This window comes from Bryocella elongata, assembly GCF_900108185.1.
Lineage (GTDB): Bacteria > Acidobacteriota > Terriglobia > Terriglobales > Acidobacteriaceae > Granulicella > Granulicella elongata.
Genome location: NZ_FNVA01000013.1, coordinates 1 through 22,553, shown reverse-complemented (window position 1 = coordinate 22,553; position 22,553 = coordinate 1). Strand labels below are relative to the sequence as shown.

Sequence of the window (22,553 nt, the reverse complement as noted above, 5' to 3'; positions counted from 1 at the left end):
ACTGAGACTCGCTCAACTCGTAACGCAAAACTCCCATCCACTCATCGCAACAAATCAAAACAACTTGCAAAAGTGAATATGTCGATACACCCTAGTTCCGATGGCTCTCGCGCGTCACCGAAAGGGGGTCGTTTTGACGACGACGCGATACCAAAACGGATGCGTAGTTCTGTCCAAGAATGGCAGCGGAGATGCTGTATGGTTCTTTCGCTGGTATGAGATGCAAGCGGACGGAGAGCGCATTCGTCGAAAGAAACGAATTGGCACACTTGACCAGTACAAGAACAAAGCAGCAGCGGAAAGAGCTGCGACTTGGTTCCGGCTGGCCATCAACTCAGGAAAGAGAAACGAACTCAGCAACACGGTCACCATGTCACAACTCGTCGCACACTTTCGGGAAAGAGAACTTGCCGATCTTGGTGAGGACGGCCGCGCGTATTCCACGCGCGACCGCTATGAGTCGACACTCAACGCCTGGATTGAACCAAGGTGGGGCAAGACACGGATTGACGAGATCAAGGCTCCGATGGTCGAAGGTTGGCTCCGCGATCTGCGCTGCAAACCTCGACGCAGTAAAAATCAGGCCCTTCGTCCAAAAGTGAAGGCGAGCGACATGAAGCGACTTGCGCCGGGGACGAAGGCTAAGATTCGGAACCTAATGAGCGTTCTCTACAACCACGCAATCCGATGGGGCCTTCTTGAGTTCAATCCCATCTGCGGCCCCGTGAAGGGCTCCGGCGTTCGCCAGAGTTCCAAGCGGGAGCGGGTACCGGACATCCTCGAAGTCGAGGAGATCCAGAAGATCGTCGCCAAGCTGGATCTCCGCGAACGGGTACTCCTTTTTCTGGACATGGCCAGCGGCCTGCGCAGAGGGGAGTTGGCCGGACTCAAGTGGATGGACTTCGATTTCGATACGCTGGATGCAAATGTCCAGCGATCAATCGTCGATCAGGTCGTCGGCCGTTGCAAGACCGAGGCATCGCAGAAGCGAATCCCTCTGGATGAGCATACGGCAAAGGACCTGATGGCCTGGTATCAGGTGACGCCGTTCCGAAAGCCCGAAGATTTCGTGTTCGCGACAACGAGCAATCGTGCGGGAAAGAAGCGCGGAAAACAGCCGATTTGGCTGTCTACCGTCATGCGGTACCACATTCAACCCGTAGTGAAGGAACTCGGCATCAACAAGCAGGTGAGTTGGCATACGTTCCGCCGCACCTACTCGACGCTCCTGCAGACCAATCGCGAGGGCGTCAAGGTGGTGCAGGAACTGCTGCGGCACGGATCGGCGAAGGTCACGCTGGACATCTATGCCCAGGCTCAAATGCCGGCCAAGCGAGAGGCACAGCGGAAGGTCGTCGTGATGATGCGCACGGAGGCGGTCCAGTCCGCAGCTCTGGGTGCCTAACCTGAGGGTCCCCGATGGGTCCCCGGCGTTTTGGGGTATTTTTCGCTAAGTCTTTTGGAATGTTTGGCGTCCCCGACGGGATTCGAACCCGTGTTACCGCCGTGAAAGGGCGGTGTCCTAGGCCACTGGACGACGGGGACGCTGACTGCCAGCCGCAGGACGCGGAAGGCACTTGAACTAGTCTACTAGGCTCTCGCGAAGGAATCAAAGGGGACGCTCGAATTTGCATCCTACGTGTTCGATTGACGCCCCAGGCCTCCCCCAGCATCGCAGGTCCGCGCCACAACCCGCGCACCGCGAAGATGGCGACGACGCGAAAGATACGCGCAAATCCCTGTGCCAGCCGGAACTGCGAGGAACAATTCCCATGCAGATACATTTCAGTCACTCGACTGGATGCGATACGCTCCCGTCATCCAATACGACGATGGCGCGAAGCCCGCACTTCTGAGGAGCTCAACCAGAGCAGGCAACTGAGGTCCCGCGTTGAACGCGGTGACGACAGTCGCGACCACCGAGAGATTCCGGTGAGAAGTGCACGTGGCGCTCCATCGGCAAGATGATCCTCGCTTCGTCTGCGACGTTATGCCTGCAGGTGGATCAGCTTTGCCTGCTTCTGAGCGCGAATCACAAGCTCGGCAGCAAGCAGGCACTGGGTCTGATCCTGGGCAATGTGCGTCCGGTTCACCACGTCCGCAACAAACTGCGGGCCGAACGGCAACGTCAGGCTGTTGCAGTCCATGTAGCGAGCTTCCTTGGCATCCACCAGAAACAGGTTGTTGCCGGTGTGGCTGACCGCGACGTTGGTGTACTTGCGAAGCTCGATATAACCCTGCGTGCCTAGGATGAACAGGCGCCCGTCGCCCCAGGTGCCAAGGCCATCTGGCGTAAACCAGTCGAGCCGCACATAGCCGCATCCCTTGTTGCCGCGCAGGACCATATCACCGAAGTCCTGAAAACGTGGGTGCTCCGGATGCGCCACATTTGCGATCTGCGACTCAACGACCTCGGCCTCCGTAGAGCCGGTGTAGTACAGAAACTGGTCTACCTGGTGCGATCCGATATCGCAAAGGATCCCGCCGTACTGGTCCGGATTCCAGAACCAGTCGGGACGCGGCACGCCGCCGCCTGCATCGCCGCTGTGCTGGATGATCTGATGCGGTGCGATGTTGATCGTCTGAATCACCTTGCCGATCGCTCCGGCCTTGACCAGCTCGCCGGCCTTGACTGCAGCCTTCACCTCAAGACGCTCGCTGCAGAGGATCGCGTAGATGCGGCCGGTCGCGGCAATCGTCTTGCGAATCTCCGCAAGCTGCTCCAGCGTGGTCGCGCCAGGCTTATCGGAGAGAAAGTCCTTGCCCGCGCGCATCGCGCGGACGCCGAGCGGAGCACGCTCGCTCGCAATCTTGGAACTCAAGACCAGCTGAATCGACTTGTCATTCAGGATCTCGTCCTCGGTCTTCACAACCTTGACGCTCGGATAGCGTTTGGAGAACATCGCGAGCTTTGCGGGTTCGTCGCTCTGGATCGCGACCAGCTTGCCGCCACCGCGCTCAATCGCGCCCACCATGCCGTAGATGTGATCGTGGCTCATGCCTGCGACCGCGAAGTTGATGGTGTACTTCGGCGCGGCCAGGTCCTGCGCCGCCGGCAAGGCAACCTCATGTGCGATGGGACGGCCCTCAAAGCCGTGCGCAAGAGCCGCGGCGGGCATCATCGAGAAGGCGCTGGCCGAGCCCATGGTCTTGAGGAAGGAACGGCGGTCTGAGGAACGGGATGTCACGATGTAGCTCCTGGCTTGCGCAATAGAAAGCGCGTGAAAACTCCCTGCCATCACAACGCCTGAGATGCGGCACAGGAGTTGGCTTCCACTCTATTGAAGCTTGTGTTTGGCTGGCAAACGAAACAGGGGAAACTCTGTCGGATACCTAATGCACGGCGATCGCCGGTGCCGTAGCTTCAGGCACTCTCCCTCCCAGGGCGCGCCCCGCAAAGCAGGCGATCCCCAGGTACACCACGGCCGGAACGACGAGCATGGCGCTGACGTTGCTGCGGTCGACCAGCAGGCCAGCCACCAGCGGGAAGATCGCCCCACCACACAGCGCCGTGGAGAAGATGGCCGAGATCATCGGCCCCTCCATCGGAGATGCCGTCTCCACGGCGAACGCATACGCAGCAGGAAAGACCACCGCATTGCAGAGCCCCGTCGCGAGCACCAGGGCTCCCCCGACTGAAGCCCGCAGCAGGACCGATGCGACCACCAGCGTGAGCCCCACGACTCCAGCCAGCCGCAGCAATGTCATCAGCGGAACCGACCGCAACAGACGCACGGAAAGTACACGTCCCGTGAGGACTGCCCCCCAGTACACAGCCAGAACGTCGGTGGGCTCCAGCCAGATGCGGCGGGAGCTCGCCAGCAGCAACGGCACGGCATGAGCCAGCACTGTCGCTTCGACTCCGATAAAGGCGAAGGAGATGACGAATCCCACCACGACCCTGCGACGCGTCAACAGGCTCGTCCAGCTTCCTTCGCTTCGGCGAAGCATGACCGGATGCAAAGGAATCGCACGTCGCACAGAAAGGAGCAGCAAGACACCGATCACGAAGGATAGTGCATACAAAGGGATGAGGCGCGGGGGATCGCTTCTCGCTCCGACTCCTGTAAACCACCGCGGCAGCCGTGCAAATAGCAATGGGCTGGTCATCGCGCCCAGCGCCTGGAAGCTCTGAGCGAAGAGCAGACGGCGAGCGGTATCACTCGCCGCGCCGAAGGTGCTCACAGCGGAGTTCCCTGCGGTCTGCAACGCCGCCACGCCCACACCAATCGCAAAGACTCCAGGGAAGCATCCATTGAACGAATTGTGCACCACAGCAATGGCGCATAGAGCCGCCCCGAGCGTCAGCACGATCACCGCCAGCCCCAGACCCCAGCGATGACCGTAGCGCTCGATCATTCTTCCAGCAGGAATGCAGGTGATGACATACGCCAGGAAGAACGCCGTGTGCAGCAGCATCGCCGTTGCAAAGTGCAGCGTGAGTCCCGTGCGGAACGCATTCACCAGGAGGTCGTTCAGCGACCGCAGCAATCCCCACAGCAGGAACGACACACAGATCCAAGCCATCGCACTGGTAGCGATCGGGCTGGCCGCAGTGGGTGGATTCCCTGCTACTCCTCGCGATGTCGCGTGCTTGTGGATCAACATCTCGCCTCAGCCACGCATTCTAACGGGAACAACCCGCCATAGCGCGCCGCGGTCTACCGTCATGGGCTCTAATACAACGTCACGTTGTCCAGCTCAAGCCAGGTCTTCGTACCGGCAGGACGCTCAGCGATCAGTTCAATCTCAGTGATGTCGTCACCTGTCCACGTCGTTAACGTCGCCCCCTCGCGCGCACGTCCGATGTGGTGGAGCGAGGAGAACGGGATCTCGACCGTCTTCCACGAACCAGCTCCATCGATACCGGCTGCCCAGGCTCCGTTGATGCCGTTTGCGCGAAGCTCGTACGGTCCATCGCCGCGCAGCTCGAGCCGGACACCGTGATAGCCGCGAAGATCTGCCGGAGCAATCGAGCCCCTGGTCAGGGGGAAGATCACGCTCGCCGTGGGCTTCTCCTTCGCCGACATCGATGCCGTCATCAGCAGTGCGTGACCACCGCTTTCGCGGGGTAGCACCTGGATCATCTCCGTGCTGCGATCAAGTCCGCCATCGGGATTCGTCACCACCAGTGTGTTGAGGTTCGAGCGCCCATCTGCCCGCTCAAAATCGTCAATCAATGCCGCAACCTTCACCGTGGGCATCGGCACATCGAGGTTCGCGGGCGGAGCGCCGGGCCCTGCAAGCACCCGGCCATCGACAAACACACGATCTGTCTTCTCGACATCCTCAATGTGCTCCCACGGGGTTCCCTTGATGAGCACCAGATCAGCTCGCTTCCCCACCTCGATGGTTCCACGATCTTCCAGCTCTCCCATCACACGCGCACTGTTGGCCGTGCCCGCAATCAACGCCGCGTCCGCCGGTAAACCGGCCTGGACCAGCAGCTCCATCTCGCGCAGCGTCGCTTTGCCATGCGGCGTGCCCGGCATGCCCGCATCTGTTCCCAGCGCAATCGGAACGCCAGCGTCATAGAGCCGCTTGGTGTTGTGCTGAGCGAACTCCCACTTCCGCATCGACTGCTGATAACGCGGATCCGTCGGGGGAAACGTGCTGTGATGGCCCGGCTTCGTCGGCTCATACACCGCAAGCGTGGGCGCGAAGAAGCTGCCGCCCTGCTTGATCGCGGCAATGGTTGCGTCGTCGATGTCGCGATCCTGCAGCGCATGGTCGATCACGTCAACATGCGCTTCGCCAGCTTCTTTCCCCTTTGTGACTGTGACCGTGTGCGTCAACACAGGAAGATGCCGCGTGTGCGCCTCTGCCACCAGCGCGGCAAGAGCATCCTCGTTCATGCTCGTGTTGTCGGGAGCGGTGCCGTAACGCCAGCCATCGGTCATCACTTCGCCAAAGCAGTTCGGTTCATACGGAAAGATCGCGTCAATGCCTGCCTTGGCGCCAGCGGGCGTCACCACCCACTTCGTCGTCGCCGTGTCCGCCCAGTCGGCTCCATGGCCCCCCGGCGTGCTCAACCGTCCGCAGAGGTTGACGTGCGGCGCATTGATCGATGCCAGCCACGCGCGTCGCGCCTCAAAGGACTCGGGTGATGCGTTGAAGTCCGCGACGGTCGTCACGCCCGCGGCGAGGTCCGCGTTTGCAATCAGCGGCGTTGTGCCTGGCTCACCTGCAGTCCAGTGCGTGTGGAGATCGAAGAATCCAGGCAGCAACGCTTCCCCTTTGGCTTCGACCACCGTATAACCTGCCGGGATCCTGAGGTGTGCTCCGACCGCCGTGATCCGTCCATTCTCGATGAGCACCGTCTCCACCGCAGGAGCCGCGCCCGTCGCGTCAAACACCGTGGCATCGACAATCGCAACGCCGGTCCCGGCGGTGGGCTTACCCGCAGCAAAAGCCAGCGCTCCGGCAAACAGCCCCGACACTACGGCATAACGGCTCGCGCGTGCCAACATCCAACGACCTTGCTCCATGAAGCTCCCCTGAAGATGAAATGCCCCCACCCAGCGCCGGAGTCGCGCTCGTCGTACCCCTGAACTCATGGTGTGGCTGAGATGCCAGTCTAACGCAGGACAGAAGCGATCCATCCCCGGCGCCGCCATTGCGAAACCGGGTGATCTGCGAAAAGAACATCCTTGCGTCTCACGGAATCCCAAGAGACGCATCCCCTTCACACGTCGCCGCGGTGATCAATCTTGCTCAGAACTCAATACAACGAAAGAGCTATGGTGAATTCGGTCCTTACAAACGAGCGCGGAAACCGTCTTGGCAGTGAATGGACAGTCGATCTGTCTCGACAAAGTCAAACAGGAATTCAACGCCCCCGTACGCCCTAACGCTGCATGAGTTCGACCATACCTGCAGGGTCAGCCGCAACTCACCCGCCGTGTCCTAACGTAAAAACCCGGCCCTCACGGACACACAGGAGTACCTCTTGAAAAAGTTAGTACTAGGAATCTTTGCAGTCGCTACGGCTTTCAGCCTCTCGTCGGCGGCCTCCGCCACACCCATCACCGGAACCGTTGGCGTCACCGGCGGCAACGATCAATGGAACGCCAACCTCGTCTCATTTGCCAACACGGCAGCCACCGCTCGCGACGCGACTGGAAGCCTGGGAACGGTCCTTGGCACTTCCCCGGCAACCAACCCCGCCACAATCAATTCCTCGGTCTTCACGTTCTCCAGTCCTGACGTCCTGGTGTTCACGATCGGAACGTCTGCCGCAACCTTCACCATTACAGGGCCCGTCACGGTCTCGCTGGATAACGCGAATTTTCTCGATATCTCCGGCACCGGCATCCTGACCTTGACTGGCTACTCTGCCACGCCTGCCACCTTCAGCTTTGACAGCACCGATTCGTCCGGCAACTCGGGCATCACTGGCTCTTCCACGTTCGGCTTCGACGTAAGTGCCAACGCTGCGACTCCTGAGCCCGGTGGCTTGTTGCTCCTGGGCACCGGCCTCGTCGGTATGTCTACCCTGGCGCGCCGTAAGTTCTTCGCCTAGTCATTTCCGTCGCCTGAAGGACTTTATGGCTCTCGTGCTGCTTCATCGAGCATGGGAGCCATCGCTTTTCGGAATCCCAGCACGGAATGCCAGTGCGGATTATTGACGCGTGCCACCGCTCAAAGCCGGCCAGCATAGATTGGAAATCACTGCGGACCGCGAAGGATACGAACTTGGGATTCGACGGAGTACGCTCAAAGTCAGCAAATAAGAGCCGGCACGCGACTGCGCAGGCAGCGAATCAGGCCAGCGCGCCCGGAACACCCGGCTAACTTGCCATCCTGAAGATCATGACCAACTCGGTCATGGGAATTCTCACCTGTAAGTGCTTGATAATTATGGCTCCTGAGGTAGGACTCGAACCTACAACCCTTCGGTTAACAGTTAGGGATTCCCTCTTTTCAGGGTTGCTCATTGGCGCTCTATACTGCTCATAGAAATAGACTTACGGCACTTCTTAGAAGTTGCCGGACTGTGGGTATTACCCGTTATTACCCACCTTTTTGAGGCAGGGTACCCACAAAACTACCCACACTTTTTGAGGCTCAGTTTCAGTCCTCCGTTGGGGAATGCGAACTCCCTACCCCATCGTGATTCAGTCGCAAACATCTGATCTTGATCATCGGCGGCGCTAATAGAGCGGACCGCTATTAGCGTTTCTCCAGCAAGGCGCTAATAGCGATGGCGAGTTTATGCGTTGCACTCGACAACGCGCTAGCTTGCAGTCTAGCGCGTCAACCCGGATAGCGGGGTTCAAGTCCCGTCCTTCGCACCAATGTGAAAGTAAAGGACTTACGAGATGGCCAGCCCTAACCGGCTGGCCATCTTTTTCGTCATTGTAACCATTTTTGTAACCATTGCGAGATGAGAGCAGTTTGGCCGCTCTTCCCATAGCGTCTGTTGGCTTGGATGACGGAATCAACCAGTATGCACTTGTTGTGCGAAAACGCTACCAGCCGTTTCCGGCCAGAGACGCCCCAGAGGTAATGACGAGGTCGGCATTTATGATTGCTAATATTCTTGTGAAGGACAATGAGTATTCGGAGCCGTCAGTGTCCCCGGCCGTAGATCTCTCCGGTCATGAAAGAGGTTGCCCTGCGTGATTCAGGTCTATCCCAATTTGTTCGTAGGTTCGCAGGATGACTACGAGATGGGTCGCAACGAATTCGGATCGTGGCTGGTGATCCAGGCCTGCAAGGAACCGTATCATCGTCAAGCACTCGGCTACACGGGCCGAGCGGTATCCAAAGACCACCCGGAATATCTGATTGCCAAGCGGGACAACCGGCTCATCCTGAATCTTGTGGATGCTGCCGATCCTGCGTATATCCCGGATGAGATTATGGACACTGCGATTTCGGAGATCCATGCTGCTCTCGCGCGAGGGCAGCAGGTCTTCGTTCACTGCAACCAGGGTCATTCAAGATCGCCCGCGATTGCTATGCTGTATATGGGAACACACACGGATGTTCTACCACTATCGTTCGAGGATGCGCGCGTGACGTTCTCTGGCATCTATCCACCGTTTGCACCAGCGGGCGGCACATCTGGCTTCTTACGGCGCCGCTGGCTCTTGCTTCGCTGATACCGATCAGTCCAGATAGCCGTCGATCCGTAGGGGCTCGGTCGCGAACAAGAATGTGGCAGATGGAGCTTGGGGGGCGCGTGACACAGCGGTTACGGCATACAGTCATCGCGCACGGCCGACTCGCGATGCGCGAGATCCGCCTCGCCGCTGCACGGGAGCGGCACCACGGCACCCAGATCATGAACTTTGAGCAACTCGCAGCGCGACTGGCTGGGGGACTTTCCCAGCCAGTCGCTGAGGAGACCCTACGATCTATAGTCCAGACGTGCTTGCCGGAGACGGAACTCGGCGAGCTCGATGCCCTGAGAGCACTCCCCGGTATGGTGGGGGCCGCCGTCGATACGCTACACAAGGCCTGGCGCGCGGGGGTCGATCTTCAGGCACGCGCCGCAGAGCATCCCCGCTTGGCGTCGATCGCCGCCCTCGAAAAGGCTATTCTGAACGCCATGCCAGCCGCCATGCTACGTCCCACCGACCTTGTCGAGGCGGCTTTGCAGCGGCTCGACCATGCCGAGACGCTGTTCGGGCCAATTGAGATTGTTGGCATCACCGAGTTGTCGCCGTGCTGGCGTCCCTTGCTCCATGCGCTGGCTGAGCGCATTCAGGTGAGGTGGATCGCCGGTCCGCGGTCCGTTCCTGATTGGCTCGATGGCCAGCGAATAGAGATTGTTCGCACAGAACCGCAAGCGCCGACAATTGCCACCGTCAGTGCAGCCACTGCTTTTCACGAAGCTATCGAAGCCCTTCGGTGGGCGCGAGAGTTGATGGCATCGGAGGAGGCTGAACCAAGCGACATCGCCATCGCCTCCGTCGCGCCGGCAGAGTACGACGACCACTTTCTGACATTGCGAGCCGACGCCAATATCGATCTCCATTTCGTTCATGGCGTGAAAATCACGGCGTGCCGGGAAGGGCAATCGGCAGCGGCACTAGCAGACATTCTGCTACGCGGGTTGTCGCAGACGCGGATGCGCCGGTTGTCGGCACTCTTGAGCGCCTATCCTGGGCCGTTCCAGGCGCTACCGGAAGGCTGGACGCGCATCCTGCCGGCCGATGCCCCCCTGGCATCTGCCGAATCCTGGGCGCGGCTCATTGGTCGTACAACAGCCACCGATTGGCCGGATGCAGTCGATCATGGAGCAACTTTGCGGGACATTGTGGCGCTGCTGGTCCAAGGTGCGCAGGCGGCTGAGGCAATCGGTGAGGCGCTGCTGCACGGTCGGGCATTGGCGATATGGCGTAAGGCTTTGCTCACCGGTCCGGCTGCTTCCCTCGACCTCACTTTGGAGACGTTGAGACAGGATGACGGACTAGATGCCTGCGTCTCGCTCGTCTGGATGCCGGCGAGTTCACTTGCGGCTTCACCACGTCGCTTTGTTCGGCTGCTCGGCCTCAATTCCTCACGCTGGCCTCGAGGAATATCCGAAGATCGCCTGCTTTCTGACCACATCATTCCCACCGCAGAACTCGATCCCCTTCCAGTTGGTGCTGCGGACCGTCGAGATTTCGCGACGATTCTCGCCACCACCGAACGGCAGGTTGTTCTTTCGCGCGCTCGGCGCGATACCGACGGACGCCTCCTTGGCCGCAGCACGCTGCTACAGGGAGAGCCGATGGAAACCTATCTGCGGCGCAATGCTGTGCCTAATCATGCCTTCAGCGAAACCGATCGTCTGATGGGACGACCGCAGGAGTTTCGCGGCCTGCCTCAGGCGCTCTCGGCCTCCGCCTCCTGGCGCGACTGGATGCGCTCGGAAATCACCCCACACGACGGGTTGGTCCGCGCAGATCATCCGGTGATGCACGCCATCCTCGGCCGCACTCAATCAGCGAGTTCACTGCGGCAACTCCTGCGTAATCCCCTTGGATTTGTCTGGCAATACGGCCTCCACTGGCGGGCGCCTGAGAGCGGTAATGAACCGTTGGTGCTCGACGCCCTCGCGATTGGGGATCTCGTCCATTTGACCCTTGATCGGGCGCTGAACACCTTAGAGTTGGCGGGCGGGCTCACCACCGCCACTTCTGAGCAGATTTCAGCGGCGGTGGACCTCGCCGCCGTTGATGTCGCCCGTGATTGGGAGATGAAGCGCGCTATACCGCCGAGCGTCATTTGGGTACGCACGCTGGACAATGCGCGGGAGCTGAGTCGCTGCGCACTCGCGTTTGGCGATGAAGTGCTGCCTGGCGCACGTTCCTATAGCGAAGTCCCGTTCGGCGGTGAACAGGCCAAGGCAGACGTCACGCTGCCCTGGGACCCGACGGTAAGCGTCGAGATTCCCGGTGCGGGGTTCCGGATCAAAGGCTCCATCGACCGACTGGATATCGGCGGCGGCGGTCGGCGCGCTTTGGTGCGGGATTACAAGACGGGACGTAAGCCCAAGGACAGCATCGTCCTCGACGGCGGCAAGGAGCTGCAGCGCTGCCTCTACGCCTTTGCGGTCAAGGCGATGCTCGGCAATGATGTCGAGATCAGCGCCTCACTTCTCTATCTTCGGGACGGGCTCGATTTAAGACTCGCCGATCCGGAAGCTACCCTCATCGAAGTTGCCACGTACCTGCGTGAAGCCAGAGCGAACCTTCTCTCCGGCGGAGGTGTGATCGGGATCGACACGGGAGGGCCTTATGATGACTTCGCGTTCGCACTGCCGGCCAACGCGAATGCCGCTTACTGCAAACGCAAAATCGGCGCGGCAACCGCGCGTCTCGGAGCCACGGCGCAAGTCTGGGCGGCTCAATGATGTCCGCGCCGATGAAATCGCTCGCCGATGACGCTTTCCGCCGCGATGCTATGGCGGTTCATGATCGGGCCTTCCTGGTCGAGGCCGGCGCCGGCTCGGGAAAAACCGCGATCATGGCCGGTCGCGTCGCCTTAATGTTGTCTGAAGGCATAGCCCCTAAAACGATCGCGGCGGTGACCTTCACCGAGCTCGCGGCCAGCGAACTCATAATTCGAGTGCGTGAGTTTGTCGGTGAACTCAACGCCGGTCGCATCCCAGCCGAGTTGCATGTTGCTTTGCCCAACGGCCTCGCCGATCGGCATCGGTGGAACCTCGCGGTCGCCAGCGAAACGATCGACGAAATCACCTGTTCAACAATTCATGGCTTCTGCCAACGCCTGATTAAGCCTTACCCAGTAGAAGCCAATATCGATCCCGGGGCTGCGGTGATGGATCGCAACCAATGCGATCTCGCTTTTGTCGAGACGACCGAGAACTGGCTTCGTGAGGAACTGGCGGGCGACGGCGGCAGTCTCCTCGCCGAGATGGTGATCCGTGAGCCGGGCGAAACCGTCGATCTTATTCATACCATCCTGCGTCATCTCCGCGGACGACGCGTGATGACCGTCGACGAGCCGAGTGCCTTGGGGCCGCTGGTGAGCGCCTTTCGGCAGGCGGCCGATAATTTCTCCGCCTTCGTGAGGGATGCCACCGCCGATGAACCGGAAACTGCCGCGATGGCTGCGCGTTTCTCCGAGATGGCTGAGGACGTCGCTTTTGCTCTCACCGCCGAAGCACCAGTTGATCTCGTCCGGCTGTTGATCGCGCGTCCGCACCCTGATCTTTGCACGGCTACCGGGAGCTTTCGTGTCTATAAGAAAAAGGGGAAATGGGGCGAAGCTGCGAAGCGAGTGGGTCTCTCGAAGGCAGATGGCGACCGGCTGAATGCCGCAGCCGAGACTTGCAATGCAAATTCCTGCGAAACATGGACAAGGCTGTTGCAGGCGGTTGCGGCGCGCGTTCTGGCTGACCTCGTACGCCTCGTGCAACCGGTAATGGACCGGTTCCGGGACTACAAGCGATCTGCAGCGCTTCTTGACTTCGATGATCTGATCTTCTCCGCCCGCGATCTGCTGCGCGACCACGAAGCCGTACGCCACGCGCTTGCCGCCCGGTTTTCGTATGTCCTCGTCGACGAGTTTCAAGACACCGACCTGCTTCAGACCGAAATCTTCTGGCGTCTTTGTGGCGAGCCGCCGCCCGGAGTGGGTGGCGCCGACTGGACGGCGTTCTGCATTCGGCCGGGCGCGCTGTTCCTGGTGGGCGATCCCAAACAGGCGATCTATCGCTTTCGCGGCGCTGATGTCGCAGCTTATATGCAGGCGCGCGAGGCCTTCCTAAGCCAGGCCCCCGAAAGCGTGCTGCCAATCTCTACCAACTTCCGCTCATGTGCGCCAATCTTGAAGTACGTGAACGAGCGTTTCGGAACCCTTCTCTCGGTCGAGAACGGTCAGCCAGGCTTCACCCCCTTGGACGCTTTTCATCCCGAGCGCGATGAGGGTTTGTGTGTTGCTGCCCTTGACGTTGCAGTCGCCGACGAGAATGGCAACGCATCGGCAGAGCAGAGGCGGGACGGCGAAGCTGAAGCCATCGCCGATATGTGCGCACGCCTCATTGGCAGCGATGCGATCTTTGATCGAAGAACCAGCGAGCGCCGACCATGCCGGCCCGGCGATATCGCCCTGTTGGCACCCACGGGAAGTGATCTGTGGCGCTATGAAGAGGCGCTGGAGCGACGTGGCATTCCGGTCTCAACCCAAGCCGGGAAAGGTCTGTTCCGCCGTCAAGAGATTCAAGATCTCATTGCAATTACCCGCGTCCTGGCGGACCAAAGGGACACGCTCGCACTCGGCGCACTGCTACGTGGCCCACTCGTTGGTCTAAGCGAAGAGGAGTTGCTTGATATCGTCTGGGCGTTGCCGCGCTCAGAGACTATGCCCGACGCTCTGCCGCGGCTCGATCTTGGCATTGATTCCGGGCATTTAAGTCATCCCCTTGTTCGCGACGTAATTGGTAGGCTACAGGCGTTGCGTCGCCGGATCAACTCCACTACGCCATATGACCTCCTATCGCAAGCCGTCGACGTACTGCGGATGCGCCCGATCCTCCTAGAGCGCCATCGCGGGCAAGCGGAACGTGCGCTCTCCAATGTCGATCTCTACCTGTCTCTTAGCCGCTCCTTTGCAGTGCGCGGCTTACGCGCCTTCGCCGAAATGATGACCGCAGCCTGGACCGACGAAACACGCGCCATTGAGGGCCGCCCGGACGCCGAGGAAGAGGCTGTGGCGCTTTACACTATGCACGCCGCCAAAGGCTTGGAATGGCCGATCGTCGTGCCCATCAATACTATGACGCAGATCATGGTACCGGAGAACGCCGTCACTGATCGCACTAGCGGACACTTCTATTGTCCCGTCTTCGGCGTCAAGCCAAACGGCTATGAAACCGCGCGCGATGCCGAAAAAACCGAACTCGACCGCGAGCGGATCCGTCTCTGGTACGTGGCTGCGACTCGCGCGCGAGAGCTGCTCGTCCTGCCTAGATTGGACGTCGCCGCCAGAAGCTCCGCCTGGATCTCGCTTCTCGACCTCTCCCTTCCTGACCTTCCCAGACTTGATGTCAGCCATTTTGCTGCCGACAGCGGTACTGGCGCGGCCGCGCTAGAAAACGGCCAGACCCGCGAGATCTTCGCCGCCGAAGCTGCGGCAATCGCTGCGCGGCAACGACGCATCGTATGGCTCGCGCCAAGCAGGGATGAGTTAGAGGCTGGACCGGTGCTGGAACGGGAGGGACCGGACATCCTGCTAGCTAATCGCGAAGGAGACGCCGCCGAAGAAAACCCGCCGCTCAATGTTCAGGGGGGCCGCGAGCGTGGCCTCTTGCTGCACAAGCTGATAGAGGAAGTTCTAACCGGAGAAACCGGAGAAACCGAGAAGGCGCTCCGTGCCCGCGCCGTTACTCTGATCTGTGCGTTGAATCGTCCTGTCGTCGACGATCCTGCCCAGGGAATCGCGCCGGCGGAACTCGCTAGCACTGTTATGCGAGCGCTAGCCCTTCCGGAGATCGCGGCGCTACGTCCAAGCTTGATGCCGGAGTTTCCGGTCTACGCGTCGGTCGTGACGGAACAACAGGAAGATGCAACAGTAGGTATTGCAGACGCTATCGCGTTTAGTCCAGACGGTGCGCCACAGGTTGTAGTGGATTGGAAAAGCGACATTGCCCCATCCGCCGAAATGATCGAGCGCTATTGTGCACAAGTTGGCGCTTATCTCGAAATGACAGCCGTCGAGCACGGGCTGATTGTCCTGGTTACGCCTGGAACCGTCATCGCAGTAACGCGGATGCCGCACACCTAAAAATCACTAATCCTAGCCGATGGCTGGGCCCGATCTGCTGGGCTCTCGGTTAGGATCGAATCGGGCACCGAAGAATGAGTTTCTTGAAGCAGATTTTTGGCGTGACGAGTAGCCCTGCACCGCGTCGGCATGATCGTCCCGCCCGAAGCGAAACCGAAGCCGGCCGAAGAAAACCGGATACACTCAACGAGACTTGGGGGGCTTTAGCCTGTTGGTAATACGGCCTCCCCCGCCTCCAGTCTCGACAGAATAGGATAAAATTAGTACAACAGGAAAAGATAAATTTCGTGCAGCGGAAAAAGCTAAGGGAGCAACATGGCCACACCGTCTGAGAAACTTGCGCAGTCCTTGGAGGCCCTTGCCAAACTCCAGAGAGCAGACGGTGACGTAGCGATTCGTGCAAGGATTCTGTCTCGCACACACAGGGAGCGGCTGCTCGCTCAGGGCTTTCTCCAGCAGGTTCTCAAGGGCTGGCTCATTCCGAGCCGCCCGGACGATGCAACGGGCGAGAGCACGGCTTGGTACGCTTCATACTGGCGGTTCTGCGCGGTCTACCTCCGAGAGCGTTTCGGAACCGAATGGTGCCTCTCCCCCGAACAGTCGTTGTCGCTCCATGCCGGTAGTTGGACAGTGCCGCGCCAACTGATGGTGCGTGCATCGAAGGCCCGGAATGCCGTCACAAAGCTCCCGCATGGCACTTCCCTCCTCGATCTTCGCTCCTCCCTGCCCGTAGCTGCTGATCGGCAGGTTGTAGACGGCCTGCAGGTCTTCTCGCTGGAGTCCGCCCTGATCGAGTGCTCTCCCAACTTCTTTACCCACAACTCGACGGACGTTCGGGCTGTCCTGTTGATGATCCGCGATGCCCCTGGGCTCCTGGCTCGACTGCTGGCGGGAGGGCACACCATCATCGCGGGGCGTCTGGCCGGGGCCTTCCGCAACATCGGGCGTGATCGCATCGCGGATGACATTGTGAAGACGATGACTGCTGCCGGTTATGCTGTTCGAGAAAACGACCCATTCACCGATAGGCCGAATCTGGTTCTCCGCACCCGTGAAACATCCCCATATGTAAACCGAATACGACTGCTTTGGCTAAAGATGCGAGAGCCGATTATTGAGCGATTCCCCAAAGCACCGGGGACCCAGCCCAATATCGCGGCCTACTTGAAGCGTGTCAACGAAACCTATGTCACCGACGCTTACCACTCGCTGTCCATCGAAGGCTATCGGGTAACGGCAGACTTGATTGAGCGTGTCCGCACTGGTTCATGGAACCCTGAGACGAATAAGGGCGACCGTGAGCAGCGGAACGCGATGGCGGCGCGTGGATACTGGCTGGCGTTCCAGGCCGTGCAGCAAGGCGTTGGACAGGTTCTGCGCGGCGATAATCCCGGCCAAGTCGCGGACGACGAACATGGGGCATGGTATCGGGAACTCTTCGCGCCGAGCGTTGCATCCGGCATCTTGAAGCCCGCAGACCTTGCCGGGTATCGAAACAGCCAGGTCTACATTCGGAAGTCCATGCACGTCCCGCTCAACCGCGATGCGGTGCGGGACGCCATGCCAGCGTTTTTCGATCTCCTCCGCGAAGAAACTCATCCCGCCGTGAGGGTCGTACTGGGTCATTTCCTCTTCGTCTACATTCATCCCTACATGGACGGAAACGGCCGCATTGGGCGTTTCCTGATGAACGTGATGCTGGCATCGGGCGGATACCCCTGGACGGTCATACCGGTTGGGGATCGCAACGCTTACATGAGCGCCCTCGAACGTGCGAGTGTCGGAGAAGACATTGTTCCCTTCGCCGACTTCATTGGTGGCCTGGTGCGAAGGGGTCTCGCGGGCGAGCCTTTGCCGGCTGTGCCGAAGTCTTCCTGATGAACTACACCCGTGCGACCGGACGAGCCGATCGACTAATCGTTAGGGTTCAAGGCCCATTGACTTCGCTATCACCTTTGCGGCGAGGTCACTGCCAACCTCTTTAGCGAAGTCCAGCAGCCCTTTGCCAGCCTTTGAAAGCGTCTCCAGCACTTTGCCGCCGTCCTGCTTTTCCGCTTGTTCTTCGGCTTCCGCTAACAGCCCGAGTTGCTGAAAATCTGAGCGCGAGGATGCGGTTTTCTGTAGATGGGTTCTTACCTGCTCAAGTTCAGCGGCCAGTGCATGAAGATTCGTTTGACTTCCAATCTCAGCCCATTGCTGTTGATAGTTGATCGTTCCGGTTGCACCACGTCCTAGTGCTGCCGCCTGTCCATAGTTGATGATCTGATCCCCATGAATCACGGCATTCGGTGGCGAAGTCTGTTGCGCTTTAACTACCAAATGCTTCCGCCCGTTGGCGGTTAGTTGGATGTTCGCCATTGCAACCAGTTTTCGATCAGAGCGAAGAAACTTACCGCTTACCAAGTCTTCGAGTAGCAATGCGTCTAGTGCGGTCAAGAGTGCATCATCGCTCGGCTCAGGGTTCAATGAATGCTTCAACTCAGCGTCCGTGGTGGGATATGGAAAGGATTTATTGAGTTCAACTAAAACCGCTTGTGCGAGTTCCGCGTCGTAACCACCCATCGCTCTAGCTCCCTCTGTCTCTTCATAAATCGCTGCGACTTGCTCCATCGCTTGCTGGATCACAACTTCCTGCCAACCACCCGGCCCGTTGTATCCGTACCGCCAGTCTTTCGGAACTTCAACGACCGTAAAACCATGCTGCTGAAGTAGCTCGCACCTTCTAAGCGATTCAGAATTCAGCAAGCCGGTCTTTACGTTGAAACAGACATTCCTGTCCTTCGACTCGCCGCAGATGTTCGCGCTCTTACACATTTGTCCGTTAGCACCGAGATATGGCTCGGTCTGAATGCTCTTGATTGAGAGGGCTATGAGAACGGGTTTAGGTGATTCCACGAATCCTCCCTGCACTCCCACTATAGCGAAGACAAGGCGAAGCATAAAGCGATGGAGCAATCCCAGTTCTCGATCTAGCTCGCCCGTGCGACCTGACGAACCGGTCGCACGAAGGTTGCGGTGAGGAGTGGGAGGGTGGCGATGTTGTCTGGCTGGGACTGCGCCTGGACGACCAGCTTGATGCGAGTTCCCTTCTGGAGAGGCTTGGCGAAGTGGCCCTGCTTGCCGAAGGCAACGACGTTGTAGTGAAAGGCCTGGAGATTGCGGTCTGAGATGATGGCGACTCCGAAGGCGGTGTACTTGCGGCCGTTCTTGGAGATGCGGCTGGTGGCTGAGTTGCTGACGGTGCCGAAGAGGGTGATGGTCTGTTGTGTCTGCATGGGGTTTCTCCTTTTGCCCGGTCGATCGGGACACATCCCAAAGGGCGCAAAGGTGCGCTGCTCCCAAGTCGCGGCATCGCCGCGTTGCCAAGAGAAGAAGTTTTTGGAAAGGGACCCGGAGCCTGCGAGGGGGGAGGAGTCCGAAACCCGAAGGGCGCGGTACGCGAGTTCTGAACGCAGAGCCGAAGGGCGCAGCTCCTGCACCGAAGCGGTGGCCGAGTGAACGTGCAAACAGGAGATATGCAAAACCGCCACACTCAAAAGCTAACGCTTTCAGAAGCCAGTCGAAGTTGCAAGGTGAAGGCGGAGGGTTAGAGGCCGGTATTTTTAGCGCCAACCTCCCATAGGAACACGTCGAAGACACGTTCTGTGAACCATGTCTCCTTCGCCATATCCAGCAGTTCTCGGTCGGTGGGTTCGCATGAGCGCATGAATATGCGGCCCTTCGGGAGGGTTTCACAAGCTACACGGATCGACCCCTGCGCGCGAGCAAACTCTTCGCGCCACGCAACGGAGTATTCTTTGTAGTCGGCAAACTTACGCCCAAAGTGACGAGACAATGCCTTGACCGCACGGGTGTCGTAGATGATGAAAGGCTCTTTGCAGGAGAGCCAAAGGAGTTTCGATGCAGCCGATAGATTGAACCGATGGAAGCACATCTGGAATTGCCCGGCCAGCGCTTCTACCTTTTCATGTGGCATTGTGAGCGTTGGGTCGTTACGTACGTCGGTCAGGGCCTGCAGGATAAGCGCAGTCTTGCCCGGACTATCCAGACCTTTGAATGTTCGCGCAACCTGAAAATACGCAAGTGCCTTGCGGATTGCGCTTTCAGTCGGGGCCGAGCTGATGGCCGCGTGGAGAGCGAACTCACTCTCCAGCCACTGGCTCAGGAATCCGAAGGCGCAGAATTCATAACTGGGAATTGAGTTCATAGTTGTCCTTTGCAGTTTCGGGGACGTTTCGGGTGAGACTAATAGATGGTGTCGTCGGACTGTGAAGGCTAGGTAATCCAGTTCTCAATCTTCTTGCTGATATGGTGGCAAGAAAACCCAGGGCCAGCGACTCCCTTGATGCGGTCCGAAGCGTCCTTAGCTGGATTAACAATGATTACCTCAGCGGGGCCAGTAGGTTTATGCCGAGTCCCATCAGCTTTGAGACGCCCGTGAATCTGGTTGTAGAAGCCACAGCGACTGTGTCTCTGATCCTTGCTTGAGCACTTGGCGGCATTGTGGCTCCTGTTCTTTTCTGAAACGCTACCTGCCTAGAACTCTACGGATTGAAGCTGTGTAGTGACATCTCGAACATCTGGCGCGTTCCAGATGTCGTCGCGCAGGAGAAAGCGATGGCTGTTCGTATGGGCAACATACGTGGCCTTTGCCAAGGCTACGGCGTGCGGAATCAAAGCGGCACGCAGCACGGTGTAATCTTCATTGAAGAGGATTCCGGCAAGATAATCAAAATGGCTTCCCGCCATATCGCGGATCGCGGAAAGCTGACGTGACTTGTTAAAGCGGGTAACGCGACGGCCCTTAATCTGGAAGCGCTTGCCATCTGATCCTATAGCATCGACGTTGGCTTGCGAATTGCCCGCTTGCGTCCACCCAAACGCTTTGCAGAACAGATATTCCGCGAGGTCGCCGGTCGGGTTGTTGGAACTGCGCGTTATCCCGCGGTCGCGAAGCTCATCCGCGACCTTTGAATGGAGCAGAAGCAATTCCGGTGGAGTGAAGCGGGTGAGGTCCATCCTTGTGTGCCTTTCATGGTTTCTCAGTAGGTCGCAAAGAAACTTGCCGACTTCTCTGGATTGTATCCGCGTCGGTCGTAAAGCTTGATGGTGCCGGTCTCGCGGTGGCCGGCGGCGCGCTGTACGTCCTCCAGGGATGCTCCGTTTTCGAGCGCGGTGGGATGATGCTGAAGCTCTGGAGACAATCTTCGGTCGCGGTGTCTCGCTCCTCCAAGCCCGTCGGGTGGGCAGAACATGACGCTCTCGCACCTAAGAGAGCGACCTTCAGGGTGGGAAAGACGGGCCGGCAAAAAAAGATGCGCCTGTCCGAAGACAGGCGCATTCGAGTATTGCGGTTCTTAGGCACTCTTCTTCAATGCCTTCGGTGCTGGTTTCGGCTCGGTCTTTGCAGCGGACCTCGCCTTCTCCTTTGCTGTGAACTCATGCTTTACCTTGAGGGCAATCGCATCGGGGTCTACCTTGTACGCCTGGGCTGCGGCGCGGAGAATCTTCCCTCCGTCCGCTTGCTTGCTGGCCGAAAGCAGGATGACGGCTTCGACGATCAGCTTGCCGACAATGCCTTCCTCGGCCTTGCGGAGGAAGGCGGATAGCAGCTTGGCTGCGGACTCGCCTTCCTTCGCTCTGATGCCTCGGTTCCGGGCGACCATCTCCAGCCGCTTGTCGTCGAGCAACGGGAGCATCTGTTCGGCGATGAAGAGAAGATCTCGCTTCATCAATCGGACTGGAACGGCGGCGATGATGGTTTGCAGTACGCGCATTCCGGTGGCGTTCGCCAGTGCTTGTTCCTTGCGGCTCTTGTCCTGCTCCGCTTTGAAGCTGGCATCGGCCTTGGCGGACTGCTTCTTGGGGTGATGAATCGGGCAATCCGCCTCGGCGCAAACCCTCCGCACTTCGCCCTTGTCGATGCCTTCGGAGACGATGGCTTCGGTGATGAACCTGCACGTTTTGAACTCCGGCCACTTCGCCTTCTCCGGGGTATCGGGCTTCTCCGACTTGATCTCGACGTACTTGCTGCGGGTGATGATCTTGCTGCCATCCTGCGTCTTGCCGTAGGCAGTGCTGATCTGCACTATCTCCGGCTTGGCTGCAATCTGCTTCTGAACGTGCGCCTCCAACTTCGCGGCATGGCAGGTTGGATCGGTACACGCATCTGCGTTCCCGCTGACATCTGCAAAAAGCAGCTTGTTGTGTCCTGTCCGCTTGGGGCAATCGACGCAGCTTCCGGCGGCGGGTAGCAGTTGGGCATCCCGCTTGTTGAAGGGTGCTTGTTTCAGGAGCAAGAGGACGTTGTGTTCTATCCAATACTGGAGATGCCGGACGGGAAGGACGATGCGCTTGGCCTTCCCTGCCGCTCCTCCCCAATCCTCACGAAAACAGCTAGCGAGAGCAGCTTCCTGTTGGGCTGGCTGGAGCTTCGCCAGTAGCAGAGCGTGTCCAACGCCGATCTCCTCGGCATAGAACGCTTCGACCACTGCCGGGATAAGCTCCGTCAATCGGGCGCGGCTGGCGACGTATGCAGGTGCCTTGCCCACCTTGGCCCCGATCTGTTCGATGGTGTACTTCGGTTCCTCCAACTTTAGGAGCGCATGAAACCCATGCGCCTCTTCCAACGGGTGAACATCCCGACGCTGGAGATTTTCGACTAGCTGAATCTCCAGCACTTGGGCATCTGTCAGGTTGCGAACGCTGCACGGTGCATCATTCTTGCCAGCCTTCTTTGAAGCGGCGAAACGCCTCCCTCCGACGACAACCTCAAAATCCCGCTCGGTGACAGGGCGGACAATTAGAGGCTCAAGAACTCCGTGAACGCTGATGCTCTCAGCAAGCTCTCTGAGCGAATCATCTTCGATGATGCGACGCGGGTTGGTTTTGGATGGAATCAGGACGTTAAGGGGAAGGTTGCGGTATTCGGTGGCGGTGTTGGGATTCATGGTGGTTCTCCTTGTACGGTTGGGCGTTCGGGGGCGTTGGAGCGAACGGCATCATGCCGTCCGCCCATGGAGAGGGGCTTAGTTGTCTTGGGGCTGGCCTCCCGCTTCCGGCTCTGTTGTCGGCTCTTCCGTTACCGGGTTCTCCAATGCGGAGAGGATGACGGCTGCGGCTTTCTGGATTACTTCAAGGCTCTCGGTGAGCAGTGCGGCGTTGCCGTGGTACAGGTGGATGTAATCGGCATTATGTTGAGCACAACATAATGCCGATTATGTTGTCTTCGCAGTTATGTGACGTTCAGCCGCTGAGGTCTTATGAACGCTGGGGATTGGCGTTGCCCAACGTCACATAAGCTGGGCTAG

Annotated in this window: 14 protein-coding genes and 1 tRNA gene; 6 read left to right on the top strand and 9 right to left on the bottom strand. The window is 59.1% G+C overall.

The genetic code is table 11. The features are described from left to right. Positions 1-100: 100 nt before the first annotated feature. Entirely contained in the window at positions 101-1,405 is a 1,305-nt protein-coding gene (locus tag C4S68_RS22755) for a tyrosine-type recombinase/integrase (RefSeq protein WP_103935423.1), read from the top strand. A 64-nt stretch (positions 1,406-1,469) separates the two neighbouring features. Here the strand turns inward: C4S68_RS22755 and C4S68_RS22750 are convergent. From C4S68_RS22750 to C4S68_RS22735, 4 genes are all read right to left on the bottom strand, one after another. Further along, a tRNA-Glu gene (locus tag C4S68_RS22750) sits at positions 1,470-1,545 on the bottom strand. A gap of 443 nt (positions 1,546-1,988) precedes the next feature. After that, positions 1,989-3,188, bottom strand: a complete 1,200-nt coding sequence (locus tag C4S68_RS22745; RefSeq protein ID WP_235011815.1) for a Gfo/Idh/MocA family protein — start codon at positions 3,186-3,188, stop codon at positions 1,989-1,991. A 145-nt stretch (positions 3,189-3,333) separates the two neighbouring features. Then, positions 3,334-4,527, bottom strand: a complete 1,194-nt coding sequence (locus C4S68_RS22740) for an MFS transporter (RefSeq protein WP_160115296.1) — start codon at positions 4,525-4,527, stop codon at positions 3,334-3,336. A gap of 149 nt (positions 4,528-4,676) precedes the next feature. Next, positions 4,677-6,470: an amidohydrolase family protein gene (locus tag C4S68_RS22735; protein WP_103935421.1), complete on the bottom strand. Its 1,794-nt coding sequence runs from the start codon at positions 6,468-6,470 to the stop codon at positions 4,677-4,679. A gap of 479 nt (positions 6,471-6,949) precedes the next feature. Here C4S68_RS22735 and C4S68_RS22730 point away from each other — a divergent pair, with 479 nt between their 5' ends. From C4S68_RS22730 to C4S68_RS22710, 5 genes are all read left to right on the top strand, one after another. Beyond that, positions 6,950-7,522, top strand: a complete 573-nt coding sequence (locus C4S68_RS22730; RefSeq protein ID WP_103935420.1) for a PEP-CTERM sorting domain-containing protein — start codon at positions 6,950-6,952, stop codon at positions 7,520-7,522. 1,099 nt (positions 7,523-8,621) lie between these two features. Beyond that, the gene (locus C4S68_RS22725; protein WP_103935426.1) at positions 8,622-9,107 is read left to right on the top strand and encodes a protein-tyrosine phosphatase family protein; all 486 of its coding nucleotides are present in this window, start codon (positions 8,622-8,624) and stop codon (positions 9,105-9,107) included. A gap of 272 nt (positions 9,108-9,379) precedes the next feature. After that, positions 9,380-11,848, top strand: a complete 2,469-nt coding sequence (locus C4S68_RS22720) for a PD-(D/E)XK nuclease family protein (RefSeq protein ID WP_200821625.1) — start codon at positions 9,380-9,382, stop codon at positions 11,846-11,848. A gap of 11 nt (positions 11,849-11,859) precedes the next feature. Beyond that, on the top strand, positions 11,860-15,243 hold the full coding sequence (locus C4S68_RS22715) for a UvrD-helicase domain-containing protein (protein ID WP_200821624.1): 3,384 nt from the start codon (positions 11,860-11,862) through the stop codon (positions 15,241-15,243). An 849-nt stretch (positions 15,244-16,092) separates the two neighbouring features. After that, complete coding sequence (locus tag C4S68_RS22710) at positions 16,093-17,121, top strand: Fic family protein (protein ID WP_235011814.1); 1,029 nt, start codon at positions 16,093-16,095, stop codon at positions 17,119-17,121. Positions 17,122-17,163: 42 nt separating this feature from the next. Here C4S68_RS22710 and C4S68_RS22705 read toward each other — a convergent pair whose 3' ends face one another. From C4S68_RS22705 to C4S68_RS22685, 5 genes are all read right to left on the bottom strand, one after another. Then, a complete protein-coding gene (locus C4S68_RS22705) occupies positions 17,164-18,138 on the bottom strand; it encodes a hypothetical protein (protein WP_146072285.1) in 975 nt (324 codons plus the stop codon). A gap of 74 nt (positions 18,139-18,212) precedes the next feature. Beyond that, complete coding sequence (locus C4S68_RS23055) at positions 18,213-18,518, bottom strand: single-stranded DNA-binding protein (protein ID WP_160115295.1); 306 nt, start codon at positions 18,516-18,518, stop codon at positions 18,213-18,215. 311 nt (positions 18,519-18,829) lie between these two features. Further along, entirely contained in the window at positions 18,830-19,450 is a 621-nt protein-coding gene (locus C4S68_RS22695) for a hypothetical protein (RefSeq protein WP_103935416.1), read from the bottom strand. A gap of 329 nt (positions 19,451-19,779) precedes the next feature. Beyond that, positions 19,780-20,262, bottom strand: a complete 483-nt coding sequence (locus C4S68_RS22690) for a hypothetical protein (RefSeq protein ID WP_103935415.1) — start codon at positions 20,260-20,262, stop codon at positions 19,780-19,782. A gap of 338 nt (positions 20,263-20,600) precedes the next feature. After that, a complete protein-coding gene (locus C4S68_RS22685) occupies positions 20,601-22,193 on the bottom strand; it encodes a ParB/RepB/Spo0J family partition protein (protein WP_103935414.1) in 1,593 nt (530 codons plus the stop codon). Positions 22,194-22,553 lie beyond the last annotated feature (360 nt).

What these genes read in the sequence shown, in the direction of transcription:
- C4S68_RS22685 (WP_103935414.1), bottom strand. Translation starts at nt 22,193, where the DNA reads ATGAATCCCAACACCGCCACCGAATACCGCAACCTTCCCCTTAACGTC.
- C4S68_RS22715 (WP_200821624.1), top strand. Translation starts at nt 11,860, where the DNA reads ATGAAATCGCTCGCCGATGACGCTTTCCGCCGCGATGCTATGGCGGTT.
- C4S68_RS22690 (WP_103935415.1), bottom strand. Translation starts at nt 20,262, where the DNA reads ATGGACCTCACCCGCTTCACTCCACCGGAATTGCTTCTGCTCCATTCA.
- C4S68_RS22755 (WP_103935423.1), top strand. Translation starts at nt 101, where the DNA reads ATGGCTCTCGCGCGTCACCGAAAGGGGGTCGTTTTGACGACGACGCGA.
- C4S68_RS23055 (WP_160115295.1), bottom strand. Translation starts at nt 18,518, where the DNA reads ATGCAGACACAACAGACCATCACCCTCTTCGGCACCGTCAGCAACTCA.
- C4S68_RS22740 (WP_160115296.1), bottom strand. Translation starts at nt 4,527, where the DNA reads ATGGCTTGGATCTGTGTGTCGTTCCTGCTGTGGGGATTGCTGCGGTCG.
- C4S68_RS22710 (WP_235011814.1), top strand. Translation starts at nt 16,093, where the DNA reads ATGATCCGCGATGCCCCTGGGCTCCTGGCTCGACTGCTGGCGGGAGGG.
- C4S68_RS22695 (WP_103935416.1), bottom strand. Translation starts at nt 19,450, where the DNA reads ATGAACTCAATTCCCAGTTATGAATTCTGCGCCTTCGGATTCCTGAGC.
- C4S68_RS22735 (WP_103935421.1), bottom strand. Translation starts at nt 6,470, where the DNA reads ATGTTGGCACGCGCGAGCCGTTATGCCGTAGTGTCGGGGCTGTTTGCC.